The organism is Clostridium sp. CM038 (assembly GCF_055081105.1).
In genome coordinates this window covers 3,212,006-3,231,733 of record NZ_CM143651.1, presented here as the reverse complement: position 1 = coordinate 3,231,733, position 19,728 = coordinate 3,212,006, and the positions used below count along the sequence as shown (strand labels likewise).

Genomic DNA, 19,728 nt, shown 5'->3' with positions numbered 1-19,728 from the left:
GATACTATGAATATTAATGTTTTAGATATATTAAAAGAATCAGGTGCGCTACTTGAGGGACATTTTCTGTTATCTTCAGGAAGACACAGCAATAGGTATTGCCAATGTGCAAAATTGCTTCAGTATCCAGACAAGGCTGAAAAGGTACTAAGTGTAGTAGTAGAAAAGATTAAAGATATAGATTTTGATGTGGTAGTAGGCCCGGCGATGGGTGGTATAATAGTAGCTTATGAAGTAGGTAGACAAACAGGAAAGCCTGCTATATTTACTGAAAGAGTAAACGGCACCTTCGAACTTAGACGTGGATTTGAAATTAAAAAGGGACAAAAGGTTTTAATTACAGAGGATGTAGTAACTACTGGCAAGTCTTCTTTAGAAACAATAAAAGTCTTAAAAGAACTTGGGGCAGAAGTAGTTGGGATATGTTGCATAGTAGATAGAGGAAGTAGCACTATTGATTATCCTATCTATAGCTCAATAAAACTAGATATTGAAAGTTACGATCCATCAGAGTGCCCACTTTGTAAAGCTGGAACAGATTACATAAAACCTGGTAGTAGAAATATAAAATAAATGTAATCTTTTTTTCTCACAGAATGCTGTAATGAAGAGTATATATTGCTGAAATGCGCTCACTTTGCCAAGGAATTCTAAAATTAATATTATTTTAAGTTGCTAAAAAATGCAAACTTGCTGCGTTCAAACATGCATTTTTCTTTACTCAACTGAAAATAATATTAATTAAGAATTACTAAGCCTCGCTCGAACGCATTCTACGCAATATATACTTTTATTAGCATTCTCTAAGAAAAAAGATATAATTGGGTTGCTAATAGTTGTTTAAGAAGATAACGCACTATGTTACTAAAATTATTCTTCTTTTGTAATTTCAAATATTCGAGTATAATCACATTTTTTCTCACTCAAGACTTTTAGAGAAAATTTTTCAACATATTCTTTTATGTCCAATTGTAAAAACTCTTTAAATCCCTTTGGTTCTAATAGTTTAATAATTGAAAATAGAAGTTTTTGAATAAGTTTTTTAGGTTGAGCCCATTCAACAACAACTATTTTGCCTTTGTTTTTTAATACTCTTTTGGATTCTTTCATTATTTCATACCTTATATTATCATCAACTTCGTGTAAAACTAATGAAATTAAGACGACATAAAAATAATTGTCATCAAAGTTCATATTTGTTGCATCCATAACAAGGGTTTCGATATTTCGTATTCCCCTTTTTTCTATTTTCTCTTTGGCAAGTGCTAACATTTCTTTAGATAAATCAATGCCAACTATTTCAGTGTTTATTCTGTTATCTGCAATAATAATACTGTTGGTAGCAGTTCCAATACAAACTTCCAATACTTTTGATTTTCGCTCTGATATAAAGTCCAATATACCTTTTCTTGGATTGGTCTTTGTACAATTAAAGTAGAATACGTCTACTAAATCATAAAATTTTGAAATAATCCTATATTGTAAATGTAAATGCATACTTTCCTCCCTTATTGAGTTAATAATATTTGGATTTGTACTAAAATATCTTCCTATATAGATTATAAATTCTATAGTTTTATATTTGTGGGATGAGGGATTAAGTAAATGAAAACCTCCAATAACAAAATCTATATTTTTATGTGTAGTTGTTTATATATTCATATGTTCACATATTCATATGTTCGTTTATTATTTTACTGCAAAAATTCAACTGAGTCAATCGTTACTTATTATACAATTAGTACCTTAAATTATATTCAGGATGTTAATATAGCAAAACCCACATCATAATTGATATGGGTTTTGCTTGCGACGTCATATACATAATAGCATGAACCTTCTCCGGAAGTGACTTAAAATAAGAAGAGTAGAAACATTAGAATTCCTTAATGGATTTCCATGTTTCAAACTCTAATTTGTAGTCATGCAGGAAAAATTTCGTATTTTTATTTGATCTTAAGTAAATTATTTATTAGTGTTTGGAGTTCTTTAGTTTTAACTTTATCCATTGGTTCTACACCTTTTAATTTATAAGGGATAGATAAAGCTTCGTATTTATTTACTCCAAGAACGTGATAGGAAAGAAGCTCTAGTTTATCAACATGCGGAACCTCTTTACTAATAATTTTCGCGAGTTTAGTTATATGTTCCACAGAATCTGTAATTCCGGGTACAACAACATGTCTTACCCAAACTCTAGATTTAGAGTGTCTTAACGCTTCTAAAAATGTATTAACATCAGTTGAATCTCTGCCAGTTAAATTAACATAACCTTGACCAGTTGTATGCTTTATATCCAAAAGAACTAAATCTGTATGCTTTAATATCTCTGAATAGTCACCATCACCAAAACCAGCTGTGTCTATGGCAGTATGGATACCATTTTGTTTACATAATTTTAAACACTCAAGTAGAAATTGTGGTTGAACTAACGGGTCGCCGCCAGAGAAAGTAACTCCACCGGAAGATCTATTAAAATATGGTTTGAATCTAATGATTTTTTGAACAATTTCTTCCGCAGTCATTTCAATGCCGCCACTTAGATTCCAAGTATCGGGGTTGTGGCAATAGGCACATCTTAGTTTGCAGCCTTGAAAAAAAACTACTACTCTTATTCCAGGACCATCAACCAGGCCCATGCTCTCTATAGAATGAATTTTACCTTTTACCATATATACTCCTCCTTCAGATTTGTTACAAGAAATTTCAATGTCAAAACTAGATTATATTCATTTCATATTAAAACAAAAACAATATTTTTGCTTTAATATAAAATGAAACCCACAATTAGTTTTATATAAATTGAGAAGTGCTTATAATAAGCACCTCTCATAATATATAAAATTATTTAGATTTTATCATGGAAAGTTCTGCTAATAACTTCAAGTTGTTGTTCTTTTGATAATCTATTAAAATGAACAGCATATCCTGAAACTCTTATTGTGAGTGTTGGATATTTGTCTGGATTCTCATAAGCATCAACTAAAACTTCTCTATTTAGTACATTTACATTTAAATGGTGTGCACTTTGTGCAAAATAACCATCTAAAAGGAAAACTAGATTATTTATTCTTGTAGATTCATCTATTCCAAGTGCAGCTGGTACTATTGAAAAAGTATTTGAAACTCCGTCTTGGCAATAATTTCTATAAGGAATCTTAGCAACTGAATTTAATGATGCTAATGCTCCATTTTCATCGTTACATTGTGTTGGGTTTGCTCCAGGAGCAAGTGCTATACCTTGTTTTCTTCCATCAGGAGTTGCTCCTGTCTTCTTACCATAAACTACATTTGATGTAATAGTAAGTGCTGATAAAGTATGCTCTGCTCCCTTATATGTAGGGTGTGTTTTAAGATTATCGCTGAATTCCTTTATAAGATTAACAGCTAAATCATCAACTCTATCATCATCATTTCCGTATTTAGGGAAATCTCCTTCAATTTCAAAATCAACGGTTATGCCATTCTCATTTCTTATTGGAGATACCTTAGCAAATTTTATAGCACTTAAGGAGTCGGCTGCAACAGAAAGCCCTGCTACTCCAAATGCCATGAAGTATTTAAGATCACTATCATGAAGAGAAAGTTGACCAGCTTCATAAGCATATTTATCATGCATATAATGTATGGTATTCATTGTATCCACATACATTTGCGCAACATATTTTAAAACTTTTGAATACATTTTTCTAACTGTTTTGTAGTCAAGAATTCCATCAGTTGTCTTTTCAATTCCAGGTACTACAAGTTTGCCTTTTAATTCGTCGACTCCGCCATTAAGTGATAGTAATAAAGATTTTGCAAGGTTAGCTCTTGCTCCAAAGAATTGCATTCTCTTACCAATTTCCATAGCAGATACACAACAAGCTATACCATAATCCTCACCATATATTGGTCTCATTATATCATCATTTTCATATTGTACGGCATCAGTTTCGATAGACATTTTAGCGCAATACTTTTTGAAAGTTTCTGGTAATTTTTCTGACCAAAGTACAGTCATGTTAGGTTCTGGTGCTGATCCTAGGTTTGTTAATGTATGAAGGAATCTAAAAGAATTCTTTGTTACCATTGCTTTGCCATTAAGAGCAACGCCACCTATTGATTCTGTTACCCAATTTGGATCTCCACCAAATAAATCATTATATTCAGGAGTTCTAAGATGTCTTGCCATTCTAAGTTTAATTACGAATTGATCAATAATCTCTTGAGCTTCATTTTCGGTTATTAAACCTTTCGCCAAATCTCTTTCAAAATAAATATCTAAGAAAGTAGTAGTTCGTCCAAGTGACATTGCAGCGCCGTTGTTTTCTTTTATTCCTGCAAGGTATCCTAAATAAACTGCTTGTACAGCTTCTTGTGCAGTGGTAGCCGGTTTTGAAATATCAACGCCGTATTTTGAAGCCATGCTTTTTATTTGACCAAGTGCTTTAATTTGCATGCTTAGTTCTTCTCTGTGTCTTATTAAATCATCTGATGCACGTCCTGTTAATTCTTTTAAATCTTTTTTCTTCTGCTCTACTAAATAATCTAATCCATAAAGAGCTATTCTTCTGTAATCTCCTATTATTCTTCCTCTACCATATGCATCTGGAAGTCCAGTTAATAATCCTACGTTTCTTGCAACTTTAGTAGCATCAGAATATGCATCGAAAACTCCTTCATTATGAGTTTTTCTATACTTAGGGAAGTATTTTTTTATATCCTTGTTTAATTCGTAGCCATACTCTTCAAGTGATTGCTCTACCATTCTAAAGCCACCAAATGGGTTTACTATTCTTTTGAGTGGTGCATCCGTTTGTAATCCAACAATTACTTCATTTTCTTTATCTATATATCCAGGTGCAAAATTATCTATGCCTGAAACCTCATTAGTTTCTACATCTATAATACCTTTCTTTATTTCTTCTATAATAAGGGAATTAGCTTTATTCCAAACTTTATTAGTTTTATCAGTTGTTCCTACTAAGAAACTATCATCACCTTCATATAAGGTATAATTTTTTTGAATAAAGTCTTTTACATTAATTTCATCTTTCCACTGGTCGCCTTTAAAGCCTGTCCATTGTTTAAACATTTGTTTTCCTCCTTATAATACATGAGCTTTCACGGAAACTCCTTAGCTCCTGTGATTACTCATTTTTAGTATCATTAATTTTTGTTGATTCCCCCACTTTTTTTGCATAAAACACTTGACAAGCCTGTAAAATTTTGCGGTCCTCCTCTTAAAGACATGTTTTAATAGGAGGATTATTTTATGCTTAAAAATTGGAGCTCTCATGCTGATTATCAGCAATTTATTATTTTAAATCTCTCATGTTTCTACAAAGCTTTTCCTAAAAAAATTATAGAACTTGAACCTTCTATCTCTAAGTTGTATTGCTTAGACTTAGATATTCTTAGAGAGATATTAAAACCTTATTATTCTAATATTGGTAGACCTGCAACTCTTCAACCTGAGATATTTCGTTCATTTTCTTTAATGCTTTTTCAAAAGGAAACAAGCATTACCAACTGGGTTAAAAAGATTCATGCCTGTGAGTTACTTGCAACCTGTATAGGCTGCACTAAAAATAATGTCCCATCACTTGGTGCTCATTATGATTTTATCTCTAGATTATGGCTTTCAAATCTGTCTACCGACAGGGTAAACCTAAAAAAAATATATTCGTATAAGAAGAAACCCTCTAAAATTAAGGCACCCGGGAAAAATAAAAAGCTTCCTAATAAAAAAACTGGTGTTGTTAAGAGAATTTCAGATTTTTTTGAAGCTGGTCGCTCATTTTCCCTAAGAGCCGAAAGGCTGCTTCAAAAAATATTCTCATTAGTTGCTGTAGAACCCTCTTTTAATCTTAACTTAATAGAAAAAGATAACCTTACAGTTGGCGGCGATGGTACTTGTGTTCACTGTAAGTCTTCTTACTATGGTTCTAAAGTTTGTGACTGCCGTGAAAATGGAATTTACGATTGCAAATGCCCTCGTAGACTTTCTGACATAAATGCTAATTGGGGTTGGGACAGCCATGAAAATCGTTGGTTTTATGGCTACACTCTCTATGCTTTATCTGTCTATAATAAAAAATATAAGATAGATCTACCTATTTATCTACGATTTGTAGAGGCAAGCAGACACGACAGTGTCACTGGAATAGTAGCATTAGCTGAATTTAGAGAACTGTTACCGCAGTTCACTATATCAAATTATGTTCTTGACTCAGCTAATGATAACTACCCTACATATGAATTATGTTCTAAATGGAACATTAATCCCTTTATTGATCTGAACTCCAAAAACAAAGGAAATTCAAAATATCCAGTTACTCTAGATATTAATGAAAAAGGATTTCCTATCTGTATTGGTGGCCATGAAATGGTCTATAACGGTTATGAAAAAAGTCGTTCACGCCTTAAATGGCGTTGCCCTTTAGTTTTAAAAAAGGTTGCTAGTTGCTCTTGCTGTGAACAGTGCTCACCTTCACCTTATGGGCGAGTAATCTACACTAAACCATCATGGGATTTGCGGTTGTTTACTCCTGTGCCTCGCGGCTCAAAACAATGGAAAACTATTTATAAAACTAGAACCTGCTCAGAACGTATAAACAATCGTATTCTAAATGATTATAAAATTCATACTTTACGAATACATGGTAAAAAACGTTATTCATTTATGACTATGATTGCTGGAATTAATATTCATCTAGATGCAAGACTTAAAGTTTCAGGTTTTAGTATTTTAAATTTATTAGAGTAGCTGTTTGACAATTAAGTACTTTTTTCTGAAAATTCCTGCATCGTGTAGGCTTGTTTGCTATACCTATTTTTATTCCTAACTGCTCTCTGAACATAAAATTTATAGCACTATAATGACTCTATACATAATTAAGTTTTACATATTAGTTTCCGTGACTACTCTACATTAATGTTATAATATTTTTTAAAGTGATTGGTTTTACATAAAATCACAACAAATTCATAAAATAATCGATATATAGTAGTGGTAATTTAAATTGATTATGTCGATATATATATTGTAATATTAAAAATGAAACAGTTCAAGTGTTTTATAAAAGTTGGAAAATTGAGAATATTCAGATGACTATGCGAACGTTGAAATACAACACTTTAGAAGTGTTAAACATTTAACGAAGAAAAACAACAGGATGTTTTTAAAATGAAACAAGGCCATACTGGATTGGATTATAATAGAAAAATATGCTTAATTACTTGAAACTTTAACAAATTATATCAATGCAGACTATTAATCAAATTAGATGTTGCAGTTTTGCAGAAGATTATTTAATATAGACTACTTGGAAAATATATATCGCTAAAGGGGTAGATGATATGGGATAAACAAAGAGACATATATGTCATCTTTAAAAAACCATATTATTTTCATTTACAATGATGTATAATTAATAATACTGCATCAATTATAATGGAGGTAAATTATATGAAGAAGCCTAGCATGTTTAGTAAGGATTATGAGAAAGAAGTGAAAAAACGAAGAAAAACAATATTATTATTGATTATTGTACCTATAATAGGGTTGAGCATATTTTTAGCTACAGATTTTGATTTTTTATTAAGTAAACCAAAAATCAATGCAGAGGATAAGGGAAGTAAGGCAGCGGAATCACAAAAAAAATCAGAAGAAGTTGTTAAACAACAGGCAGATGATGAAAAGTCGAAAGCTGCAGAGGCTTCAGCAAAAGCAAAGGCAGAGGCTGCTTTAAAAGCGGAAGCGGTTGAAAAAAATGAGATCTTTACTGCTTCATTTTCGGATGGGCAGAAAATTAGCGTTGAATATAATGTAAAATCAGGCGAAAAAAATATAAAAGGTGTATCAAACACTAAAGATATATCATATGACATAAGTCCAAGTAAGAAAGCAATAGTAGTGCAGAGTACGAAAAACCAGGATATGCTATACATTGATGTGAATAAAATCACTAAAGACATCACAAAAAAAGAATATAAATCTAGTAAAGGTGAAGTTTTTCCTAAAGTAAATAAGCTTAAAGAGAAACCAACATATATTTGGTCAATTACACCTAAGTTCATTGATGAAGATAATATTGCATACGTTAGTGAATTACCTTGGATGAAGGAAAAGGAAGTTCAATATATATGGAAGGTGAATTTAAAAAATAATGAGCATATGCAGGTAATGTCATTATCTGGTAAACAAATTACTTTTAAAAACATAACGGCAAAGGGGCTTGAAACAATTGTAGATGGTCAGGTAGTGTATGTAAATTTATTAGGTGAAGTAACGCAGTAGAGAAAAGAGGTTAAGCATGGATATAGGATTATCTTCGGCATGTTTTTATCCTAATTTGAGTACGGAAAACAGTATAAAAAAGATGAAAGAGTTAGGGTTTAATCATGGTGAAATATTTTTTAATACACCGGGTGAGTACGAGGAAGATTTTTTAAAGAGGTTACTTGAAAAAAAAGAAACCTATGAATTCAATGTAAATTCGGTTCATGCATTTTCAAGTTCATTTGAGCCGTATCTTTTTGATAAATATGACAGAAGACGCCTGGACATGTTAAAACATTTTAAAAAGGTTTGTAGGGCAGCAAAGATATTAGGTGCAAGCTGTTATACATTTCATGGTATGCGCAGTGCAGATTTTAATGAGCTTGATACTAAATTTGTTATAGATACATATAATGAACTTTCCTATATTGCAATGGAAATGGGGATTAAATTGGCGCAGGAAAATGTATCTTGGTGTATGTCCGGAAATTTAAAGTTTTTAACATTTTTGGCTGCTAAATGTAAGTACCCAATATATTTTACTTTAGATTTTAAACAAGCGTATAAAGCCAATGTTTCTATAGAAAAGTATATTGAGGTTATGGGCGAAAATATAGTGAACCTTCATATTAATGATAGAGATGAAAATTCCCCTTGTCTTTTACCTGGAAAAGGTAATTTGGATTATGAATATATAAATAACAAACTTAAGAGCGTTTAGTATAGTGGAAAAGGAACTATAGAAGTTTATAGCAGCAATTATTTAAGTTGCGAGGAACTGACACAAGCAAAGGAATTTGTTCTTGAAAAATTTAACAATAGTTCAGAAGGAAAGCCTCGCACTTCTATAAGTGACAGTTCTATACTATAGCAAGGAGAAAAGCTTGGCAAAATTAACTTGTAAATTATAAGCAATTTGGTTATAATTATAGCATTAGACTATTTGAGCAAATATGCTTAAGAATATTTGTAAATACATGAAAAGTTATGTTATAATATTTAAAGTAATAAGCATTTGTGGCGATTAGGAGGAGTAATATAATGAACATTAAAATGGAAAAATTAGAAAAAAATATTATTAAATTAGAAATAACGGTGGAAGCAACAAGATTTAATGAATCTTTGAAAAAATCTTGTGCAAAAAACTCAAAGACTATTAATATACCTGGGTTTAGAAAAGGTAAAGCTCCAATGAATATAATAAAGAAAATGTATGGTGAAGGTGTTTTCTTTGAAGATGCTATAAACTTCTGCTGTGATGATACATATCCAGAAGCTTTAAAAGAGTATGATATAAAGCCATTGGATTATCCTCAAATTGATATTGTTGAAATAGGGGAAGGAAAAGATTTTGTATACACTGCATCAATTGCAGTAGCACCCGAAGTTCAAATTGGAGAATACAAAGGATTAGAAGTTAAGAAAACTGAATATAAGGTAACAGATGGTGAAATTGAAAATCAGTTAAAAGGCATGCAAGAAAAAAATGCTAGAGTTGAAGAGAAGCTTGATGGCGCTGTTGCAATGGGCAACATAGCAATTATAGACTTCGAAGGATTTGTTGAAGATGTAGCTTTCGAAGGCGGACAAGGAACAGATTTTGAACTTGAAATTGGTTCAGGATCATTTATTGATACCTTTGAAGAACAATTAATAGGCTTAAAAGCTGGAGAAACTAAAGAAGTTAAAGTTAATTTTCCAGAAGCATATGGAAGAGAAGACTTAAATGGAAAACTTGCAACTTTTAATGTAACTATTAAAAGCATGAAAGAAAAAGAATTACCAGCTATTGATGATGAATTTGCTAAAGAAGTGTCAGAATTCGATACTTTAGAAGAATTAAGAAATAACATTAAAAAATCACTTGAGGTATCAAGTGCAGATAGAGAAAAGAAAGAATTTGAAGAAGCTGTAATAGATGCAGTTTGTTCTAACGTAGCAATGGATATTCCAGAAATTATGGTGAAAAGAGAAACTGATATAATGCTCAAAGATTTAGAAATGAAATTAAAACAACAAGGGTTAGATCTTGAATCGTACTATCAGTACACTAACAACACTGAAGAAAAGGTTAGGGAGTTCATGAAAGAAGCAGCTGAAAAGAGAGTTAAAACTGATTTAGTAATAACAGAGATAGCGAAAATAGAAAAATTTGAAGCTAGTGATGAAGAACTGTTAGAAAAAGCTAAACAAGTTGCGGCGCAATATGGAGACAAAGAAATAGATAAAACAGCAGACTTAATTATGAAAGCGCAAAAACAATATCTACAAATTGATGTTGTAAATGAAAAAGTAATAGATATGTTAGTTGATAGTGCAAAAGTTACTGCATAATTTATACTAGAATTAATTGCCAGATATTTCTCTGGCAATTAATTTTAAATACAGGATAAAATTAATTGATTAAAAAATAATTACTTGGGATAGAATTAAGGAATAGATTACCTAGTTAAACAGTACTATTATTAGAGTAAAGGAGTGAATTATATGAGTTTAGTGCCAATGGTTGTTGAACAAACTAATAGGGGCGAAAGATCCTATGATATTTATTCGAGATTATTAAATGATAGAATAATTTTCCTAGGAGAAGAGGTAAATGATGTCACTGCTAGTTTAGTTGTTGCTCAGTTATTGTATTTAGAGTCGGAAGACCCTGATAAAGACATTTATTTATATATAAATAGTCCAGGTGGATCAATTACAGCAGGGATGGCTATTTATGACACAATGCAATATATAAAACCACAAGTTTCAACTATTTGTATTGGTATGGCAGCATCCATGGGATCGTTCTTATTAAATGCTGGTGAAAAGGGAAAAAGATTTGCATTACCTAATAGCGAAATACTTATACATCAGCCTTTAGGTGGGTTCCAAGGTCAGGCAACTGATATTGATATTCACGCAAAAAGAATTATGAAAACTAAAGCTACACTAAATAAAATCTATAGTGAAAGAACTGGACAATCAATTGAAAAAATTCAACATGATGTTGAAAGAGATTACTTCATGAGTGCACAAGAAGCTATGGAGTATGGATTAATAGATGAAGTTATATCTAAAAAGAAATAACATTAAACGAAATAAGGTTAGTTGAGGTGAAAATATGACAAAGTTTGATGAAAAAAAACAACTTAAATGTTCTTTTTGTGGTAAAACCCAAGAACAAGTTAGAAGATTAATTGCAGGACCAGGAGTGTATATTTGTGATGAGTGTATAGAATTATGTTCTGAAATAATTGTAGATGAATTCCAGGGGGATGTTGAACTAGACCTAGGGTCGTTACCAAAACCTGCAGAAATAAAAAAATATATAGATGAGTACGTAGTTGGGCAAAATACCGCTAAAAAATCTTTGGCTGTAGCAGTATATAATCATTACAAAAGAATAAATTCAAATGTTAATGAAGGTGATGTTGAACTTCAAAAAAGTAATATATTATTACTTGGACCTACAGGAAGTGGTAAGACTTTACTAGCTCAAACATTAGCAAAATATTTAAATGTACCTTTTGCAATAGCCGATGCGACTACACTTACTGAAGCAGGATATGTAGGAGAAGATGTAGAAAACATCTTACTTAAATTAATACAAAATGCTGATTATGATGTAGAAAAAGCAGAAAAAGGTATTATCTATATAGATGAAATAGATAAGGTAGCTAGAAAATCTGAAAATCCTTCTATAACTAGGGATGTATCTGGAGAAGGCGTTCAACAGGCGTTACTTAAAATATTAGAAGGCACTACAGCATCAGTTCCACCACAAGGTGGAAGAAAGCATCCTCATCAAGAGTTTATTCAGATAAATACATCAAATATTTTATTTATCTGTGGAGGAGCATTTGATGGACTTGATAAAATTATAGAAAAAAGAACTAGAACTACATCTGTTGGTTTCGGAGCTGAAATAAGATCAAAAGAAGAAGCAAATGTAGGAGAAATGTTGAAATTTATAATGCCAGGAGATTTATTGAAATTTGGATTAATTCCAGAGTTTGTAGGAAGGCTTCCGATAGTAGTTACTCTTGAAGCGTTAGATGAAGAAGCATTAGTTAAAATTCTTAGTGAACCTAAAAATGCGCTCATTAAACAATATAAGAAATTGTTTGAGATGGATAACGTAGAATTAGAGTTTGAAGAAGAAGCGTTAAAAGCTATAGCTAAAGAAGCTATCAAAAGAAAAACTGGAGCCCGTGGACTTAGATCTATTATAGAGGATACAATGAAGGAAATTATGTTTGATATTCCATCTAATGAACAAGTATCTAAAGTAATAGTTAATGAGGATACTATTAGAACTAGAAACCCACAATTAGTCTTAGCTGAAAGTGGAAAAAGAGAAAAATTAAAGATTGCACAGAAAATTAAAACTAAAAAAGGCCCAGAAACAGCATAGTAAACTAAGACTAAATCATCACCTACGCAGGTGTAATATTAATGTAGAAGAAAGACGGATTATATATCTGTCTTTTTTTTATTGTGCGCCCGGCATGGGCGCAATCTAATGGGTGAAAGTCCCTAGCACGGGTTAATAGTGCCAAGTGCATAGCTTAAGACAAGGGTGTCCATCGTGAGATGGAATCTGAAGGAAGTTGGCGGCCAAACTCCGGTCTGACGAACAGAAACTACATATAAGGCATATGCTTGTGGGTAAGTTTGCAATACAAAACGAAGCCCAAAACTATTCGAAACAAGTGGTGTAAATGTAGCAGATAGATGGAGTGAAAGATTGCGTTCTTACCCGGGGAGATCTGATAGGTAAGTTGTGGATATGAATTTAGAAATAACAACCCATACAGTGATGTATGGCTGAACTATCAGAAGTCAGCAGACGTCATAGTACCATGCAAAACGCGTTAGCGTGGGAAGGACTGAACAATAGGAGGTTTTGGAATTTTGAAGGATACGAGAAAATATGATAAAAGCAGACAACTTCATAAAGAAGGCTCTCTACGAGAGAATAGAGTGGAACTCGAAGGTAATGTAGAAGTGCATAGTATTTCCTCTATGTCAGAAGAAGGAAGAAACGATGTGAATGAATATGATAATGGTTTACTCGAGCAGATATTATCGAGAGATAATATGAATAAAGCATATAAAAGAGTAAAAGCCAATAAAGGAAGTCATGGGATTGATGGTTTGACAGTAGATGAACTTCTACATTATCTAAAAGAGCATGGACAAGAATTAAGGCAATCATTATTAGAAAGTAGATATAGACCTCTAGCCGTAAGAAGGGTAGAAATACCAAAACCTGACGGTGGAATTAGGCTACTTGGAATACCTACTGTATTAGATAGAGTTATTCAGCAAGCGATATCACAAACTCTAATACCAGTATATGAAAAGAAATTTTCTGATAATAGTTACGGTTTTAGACCTTTAAGAAGTGGAAAACAAGCTGTTGAAAAATGTAGGGGATATATTAATGCTGGACATACATGGACGGTGAATATAGACCTTTCTAAATACTTTGATACGATAAATCATGATAAATTAATAAGGATACTATCGGAAGATATTAAAGATAGTAGAGTAATTTCTCTGATACGAAAGTATCTACAAAGTGGAGTGATGATAAATGGGGTATTTATGAATACAGAAGAAGGAGCACCTCAAGGCGGGCCTTTGTCCCCATTATTAAGTAACGTAATGTTACATGAACTCGATGTAGAACTAACAAAACGAGGACTAAACTTTTGTAGATATGCTGATGATGCGAATATATACGTCAAAAGTGAGAAATCAGCAAATAGAGTAATGAAGAGTATTACGAGATTTATTGAGGAAAAGTTAAAGCTTAGAGTGAATAAAGAAAAGAGTACAGTAGATAGACCTTGGAAACTTAAATTTTTAGGATTTTCATTTTACCGAGCAAAAGGTGAATACAGAATGAGAGTTCCTCAAAAACCTATAATCAAATTCAAAGCAAAGCTAAAAGAATTAACTTCAAGAAGTAATGCGATGAGCATGAAATATAGGTTTATGAAACTTAAGCAAGTGATAGTTGGATGGATAAATTATTTTGCTATTGCAGACATTAAAAGTATTCTTAAAACACTTGATGAATGGTTAAGGCGAAGAATTAGAATGTGTTTTTGGAAACAATGGAAAAAGATTAAAACAAAATATGGGAACCTTGTTAAATTAGGAATACCAAACAATAAAGCTTTGCAATATGCAAATACAAGGAAAGGCTATTGGAGAACATCCAATAGCCCTATATTAAACAAAACATTGACCAATAAATACCTTAAAAATATAGGATTAGTTTCTATATCTGAGACATATTTATTAAAACATTAATTTCTATTGAACCGCCGTGTACCGAACGGTATGCACGGTGGTGTGAGAGGTCGCTAAATAAATTAATTATTTAGCTCCTACTCGATTTGAGGAAATTATAAAATTAAAAATTTGAATAATATATGGAATAAGAAGAATATATTATTCATTTCTTGACCATAATATAAATGATGCAATATTTACTAAAATATGCAAATTTAATATGAGAAAGGAGGATTAGTTTAATATATTAAATATTAAACTTTAAATAATATGACAATGAAACTTCTTATGGCAATACAACTTTTTTTTACAATAGTTATTGGATTATATTTTTTTAATGCATTAAAAAGTCAGCAAAGTAGTAAGGTGGTTGTTAATAAAGGAAACAAAAAAGAAATGGAAAATTTAAGAAAAATGAAAAGCATAAGCCTTACAGAACCACTTACTGAAAAAAGCAGACCGACAAGATTCGAGGAGGTTATAGGACAAGAAAAAGGAATTAAGGCACTGCAAGCAGCAATATGCGGACCTAATCCTCAACATGTCATAATTTATGGGCCACCTGGAGTAGGAAAAACAGCGGCTGCTAGATTAGTACTTGAAGACGCTAAAAAAAGAGAACGATCTCCATTTAATGAATGTTCTAAGTTTGTAGAAATAGATGGAACAACTGTTAGATTTGATGAAAGAGGGATTGCAGATCCGCTTATTGGATCCGTTCACGATCCCATTTACCAAGGAGCCGGACCACTCGGAGCGGCTGGAGTACCTCAACCAAAGCCTGGAGCGGTTACAAAAGCACATGGCGGAATTCTATTTGTTGATGAAATTGGAGAGCTACATCCTATAGAAATGAATAAACTCCTTAAAGTATTAGAAGATAGAAAAGTATTTTTAGATAGCGCTTATTATAATGGAGAAGATCCTAACATGCCGCTTTATATAAAAGAAGTATTTGATGAAGGGCTTCCAGCTGATTTTAGACTTATAGGTGCAACTACACGTAATCCAGAAGAAATAATGCCTGCAATAAGGTCAAGGTGCATAGAGATATTTTTTAGGGCATTACTACCAGAAGAATTACAAACAATCGCTGAAAATTCAATAAATAAAATAGGTCTTAAAATATGTGAAAAAGCATTAAAGCTTGTTGGTAAATACTCTAGCAATGGACGTGATACTGTTAATTTAATTCAGTTAGCTAGTGGTATGGCTATTAACGATGATAGAGATGAAGTAAGTGTTGAGGATGTTGAGTGGGTTATAGAAAATGGTCAGTACTCCCCAAGGTTCGAAAATATGATATCCGATAAACCACAAATTGGATATGTAAACGGGCTTGCGGTTTACGGATCTAATATAGGAGCGGTAATGGAAATTGAAGCTAGTGCAAAAAAAATAAAGCTTAGAAAAGGTGTTCTTAAAATTACAGGAATTATTGAAGAAGAAGAAATAAGTAGTAGCAATAAAAAATTGAAAAGAAAAAGTACTGCGAGATCATCAGTAGAAAATGTGGTTACAGTACTCGAAAAATATTTTGATATAGATTGTGATGATTATGATATTCATGTAAACTTTCCAGGTGGATCACCAGTAGATGGCCCATCAGCCGGGGTTAGCATAACAACTGCAATATATAGTGCAATAAAAGGTGTGCCAGTTGATAATATGGTTGCAATGACAGGAGAGATATCAATTCATGGTAATGTAAAGCCGATAGGCGGTGTCAATGCTAAAATCGCTGCTGCAAAAAAAGCAGGTGCCACAAGAGTTATTATTCCGAGGGATAATTGGCAAGATAGTTTTAAAAGTATTGAAAATATTAAGATTATACCAGTGAGTAATATTAGTGAGGTAATTCGTGAGGCGTTACTTCAGGAGAATCCTAAAAATATTTCAATTGCATTTGAGAAAGATGTGGATGTTATAGCAGCTGAATCATTAAAAGGATAAATCATATTTTAAAAAAAAGGTGATCACTATTTAATTATAGTAGATTACCTTTTTTATTTTAAACTTTGTAGTATTGAAAAATAATTGTATTATAGGTATACTATAGTAGTCGAAATATAAAAACATAAAAATATAATGATCAAATATTTATAGTTTGTGATATCTATTCTTTGTAAAGTAGAAGTTTGATTTTACATTAATAGAAAAAAATTAATATAATATAGAAAAGAGGGAGAAAAATGGATAAAATTACAAAACTTCTTCCGTTAATTCCGTTAAGAGACATGAATATATTTCCATATATGGTATTGCACTTTGATGTTGGTAGGGAAAAATCTATACTTGCATTAGAGGATGCTATGCTAAATAATCAAGAGATTTTTCTGGGTTCACAGAAAGTATCAAAAATTGAAGAACCAGAAGAGAAGGATATATATAATATTGGTACTATTTGTAACGTAAAACAAATATTAAAGTTGCCAGGAGATGCAATTAGGGTACTAGTTGAGGGAATAAAGAGAGGTAAGATTCTTGAGTACAAAGAGAAGGAACCTTTTGTACGGGTGGAAGTAGAAATTATTGAAGATGAACTGTATGAAGATAATAAGGAATGTAAGGCATACATTAGAAGTATAGATAAAGCCTTTGAAGAATACATAAATCTATCAGTTAACAACTTCCCAGATGCTTTATTCAGTTTAGAAGAGACGGAAGAGCCAGGAAGATATTGTGATATGGTAAGCTCATATTTAATACTAAAGCCAGAGACAAAACAAGAATTGCTTGAAACAGTAGAAGTTATTAAAAGATTAGAAAAATTGTTATTTATATTAAAAAATGAGGTTGAAGTATTAAAAATAGAAAAGAAGATTGGAACCAAGGTTAAAGGTAGAATTGATAAAATCCAAAAGGAATATTACCTAAGAGAACAAATAAAAGCTATACAAGAAGAATTAGGAGAAGATGACGAGGATAAGAGAGAAATAGTAGAATATGAAAATAAAATAAAAAAGGCAAAGCTTCCTAAAGAGGCAAAAGAAAAAGCAATTTATGAACTAAATAGATTGAAAAGTTCAGGGAGTTATTCTTCTGAAAGTGGAGTAACAAAAGCCTATTTGGATTGGATATTAGCACTACCCTTTAATAAAGTGACTAAAGATACCATTGATATTAACAAGGCTAGAGAAGTTTTTAAAGCGGAACATTATGGGCTCGAGGATGTTAAGGAAAGAATAATAGAATATTTAGCAGTTAAAAAAATCAGTAATACGCTTAAGGGTCCTATACTTTGTTTGGTAGGTCCACCAGGAGTTGGAAAAACATCTATAGCAAAGTCTGTTGCTAATGCATTAAATAGAAATTTCGTTAGAATGTCACTTGGTGGAGTAAAAGATGAGGCTGAAATAAGAGGACATAGAAAAACTTACGTGGGAGCAATTCCAGGTAGAATTATATATGCCATGAAACAAGCCGGATATAGAAATCCATTATTCTTATTAGATGAAATTGATAAAATGAGCAGTGATTCTAAGGGTGACCCGGCAGATGCGCTTTTAGAAGTTTTGGATAGTGAACAAAATGCAACTTTTAGGGATCATTACCTAGAATTAGACTTTGATTTATCGAAAGTTTTATTTATAACTACTGCAAATAAATTAGATACCATTCCAAGACCATTACTAGATAGAATGGAAGTTATTGAGGTGTCAGGCTATACTTCAGAAGAAAAATTCCATATCGCTAAAAATCACATTATTCCAAAGATGTTAAAAGAACATAATATGGATGATGATAAAATAACTTTTTCCGATTCTTCGGTGAATTGCATTATCGAAAATTATACTAGGGAATCAGGGGTTAGAAATCTTGAAAGAAAAATTGCCTCAGTTATAAGAAAGGCAATAACTGAAACGGTAGAAAAGGGTAAAGAAAATGTTAATGTTAATGTTACAACTTCACATGTTAAACGATATTTAGGTCCAGTTTTATATACCTATGATAAAGCTGACGAGGAAGATGGAGTAGGAGTTGTAACAGGCCTTGCGTGGACAGAGGTTGGTGGGGTTATCTTGCCTGTAGAGGTAAGTGCTATGGATGGAACTGGTAAGCTTCAACTTACCGGTCAATTAGGAGATGTTATGAAAGAATCTGCTAAAGCTGGATACAGCTATGTTAGAGCTAATGCAGCCAAATATAATATTGATAAAGATTTTTATAAAAATAAAGATATTCATATTCATGTACCAGAGGGAGCGGTGCCTAAAGATGGACCATCGGCCGGGGTAACTATGATAACTGCAATGGTATCTGCCTTAACTAACAAAAAAGTAAGACATAATGTAGCGATGACAGGGGAGATTACACTTACAGGAAGAGTGCTGCCTATTGGTGGACTTAAGGAAAAATCGCTAGCTGCTTATAGGGCAGGAATTGATACAATTATAATACCTAAAAATAATGAAAAAGACATACAAAAAATACCAAATAGTATTAAAAATAAACTAAAATTTATAATTGCAAGTAAAGTAGAACATGTGCTTGAAAATGCATTAATTGGAGAGATATATAATGGAGATAAAACAATCTGAATTCATAATTTCAGCAGTAAAACCTAACCAGTATCCTACAGATAATATGGTAGAGTATGCTTTCGTTGGTAGGTCCAACGTAGGAAAGTCTTCTTTAATAAATACTTTAACAAATAGGCGAAAGCTGGTTAAAGTTAGTGGAACACCTGGAAAAACTAGACTTATAAACTTTTTTTTAATAAACAATAGCTTTTATTTTGTTGATTTACCAGGTTACGGATATGCAAAAGTATCAAAAACTGAACAAGCTAAATGGGGTAAGATGATGGAGGACTACCTAATTCGTAGACCACAACTTCAAAAGGTAGCATTACTTGTGGATTGTAGACGTAAGCCAACTAAAGATGATCTTCTAATGTACGGATGGATTAAACATTTTGGTTATGAAGTTGTAATAGTGGCAACAAAAAAAGATAAGTTAAATAGAGCAGAGCTTGTAAAAAATAATAAGTTGATAAGGGAAACATTTGCTCTTGAGGCGAATGAGGAAATTATTAATATTTCCTCACTAAAGAAAATAGGTGTAAAAGAGTTACTAGGAAACATGTTTAAAGATGATCACATAGAAGAATAAAAAATAAAAGAGACCTACATTACGGCGTGCAAACTAGTACTTTGTGCATAAAGTAA

Annotated in this window: 13 protein-coding genes and 1 pseudogene; 11 read left to right on the top strand and 3 right to left on the bottom strand. The window is 32.0% G+C overall.

The annotated features are described in order from the left end of the window. Window positions 1–6: 6 nt before the first annotated feature. Window positions 7–573 carry an orotate phosphoribosyltransferase gene (pyrE, locus tag ACWJKS_RS14805; protein WP_462959868.1) on the top strand — a complete coding sequence of 189 codons (567 nt, stop codon included), beginning with the start codon at window positions 7–9 and terminating at the stop codon, window positions 571–573. A gap of 297 nt (window positions 574–870) precedes the next feature. Here pyrE and ACWJKS_RS14800 read toward each other — a convergent pair whose 3' ends face one another. The 3 genes from ACWJKS_RS14800 to pflB form a co-directional block, all read right to left on the bottom strand. Further along, complete coding sequence (locus tag ACWJKS_RS14800; RefSeq protein ID WP_462959867.1) at window positions 871–1,497, bottom strand: class I SAM-dependent methyltransferase; 627 nt, start codon at window positions 1,495–1,497, stop codon at window positions 871–873. A gap of 449 nt (window positions 1,498–1,946) precedes the next feature. Beyond that, entirely contained in the window at window positions 1,947–2,672 is a 726-nt protein-coding gene (gene pflA / locus ACWJKS_RS14795) for a pyruvate formate-lyase-activating protein (protein WP_216301915.1), read from the bottom strand. A gap of 176 nt (window positions 2,673–2,848) precedes the next feature. Next, window positions 2,849–5,077 carry a formate C-acetyltransferase gene (gene pflB, locus ACWJKS_RS14790; RefSeq protein WP_462959866.1) on the bottom strand — a complete coding sequence of 743 codons (2,229 nt, stop codon included), beginning with the start codon at window positions 5,075–5,077 and terminating at the stop codon, window positions 2,849–2,851. Window positions 5,078–5,257: 180 nt separating this feature from the next. Here pflB and ACWJKS_RS14785 point away from each other — a divergent pair, with 180 nt between their 5' ends. The 10 genes and pseudogenes from ACWJKS_RS14785 (at window position 5,258) to yihA (ending at window position 19,672) form a co-directional block, all read left to right on the top strand. Beyond that, a complete protein-coding gene (locus ACWJKS_RS14785) occupies window positions 5,258–6,751 on the top strand; it encodes a hypothetical protein (RefSeq protein WP_462959674.1) in 1,494 nt (497 codons plus the stop codon). A gap of 702 nt (window positions 6,752–7,453) precedes the next feature. Continuing rightward, entirely contained in the window at window positions 7,454–8,284 is an 831-nt protein-coding gene (locus ACWJKS_RS14780; protein ID WP_462959865.1) for a hypothetical protein, read from the top strand. 16 nt (window positions 8,285–8,300) lie between these two features. Further along, a pseudogene (locus ACWJKS_RS14775) lies at window positions 8,301–9,137 on the top strand (sugar phosphate isomerase/epimerase family protein). Window positions 9,138–9,307: 170 nt separating this feature from the next. Further along, window positions 9,308–10,600 (top strand): trigger factor, encoded by a 1,293-nt coding sequence (tig, locus tag ACWJKS_RS14770; protein ID WP_462959864.1) that lies wholly within the window; start codon window positions 9,308–9,310, stop codon window positions 10,598–10,600. 153 nt (window positions 10,601–10,753) lie between these two features. Further along, window positions 10,754–11,338 (top strand): ATP-dependent Clp endopeptidase proteolytic subunit ClpP, encoded by a 585-nt coding sequence (gene clpP / locus ACWJKS_RS14765; protein WP_216301919.1) that lies wholly within the window; start codon window positions 10,754–10,756, stop codon window positions 11,336–11,338. Between the two features lie 34 nt (window positions 11,339–11,372). Then, window positions 11,373–12,665: an ATP-dependent Clp protease ATP-binding subunit ClpX gene (clpX, locus tag ACWJKS_RS14760; protein WP_165412008.1), complete on the top strand. Its 1,293-nt coding sequence runs from the start codon at window positions 11,373–11,375 to the stop codon at window positions 12,663–12,665. 500 nt (window positions 12,666–13,165) lie between these two features. Beyond that, entirely contained in the window at window positions 13,166–14,575 is a 1,410-nt protein-coding gene (gene ltrA / locus ACWJKS_RS14755; RefSeq protein ID WP_258280593.1) for a group II intron reverse transcriptase/maturase, read from the top strand. Window positions 14,576–14,827: 252 nt separating this feature from the next. Then, window positions 14,828–16,510, top strand: coding sequence for an ATP-dependent protease LonB (gene lonB / locus ACWJKS_RS14750; RefSeq protein ID WP_165412007.1), 1,683 nt, complete (start codon window positions 14,828–14,830; stop codon window positions 16,508–16,510). Between the two features lie 239 nt (window positions 16,511–16,749). Further along, window positions 16,750–19,098 (top strand): endopeptidase La, encoded by a 2,349-nt coding sequence (gene lon / locus ACWJKS_RS14745; RefSeq protein WP_462959863.1) that lies wholly within the window; start codon window positions 16,750–16,752, stop codon window positions 19,096–19,098. After that, entirely contained in the window at window positions 19,079–19,672 is a 594-nt protein-coding gene (gene yihA / locus ACWJKS_RS14740) for a ribosome biogenesis GTP-binding protein YihA/YsxC (protein WP_165412005.1), read from the top strand. Before lon ends, yihA begins: the two co-directional genes overlap by 20 nt. The last annotated feature ends 56 nt before the right edge of the window (window positions 19,673–19,728 follow it).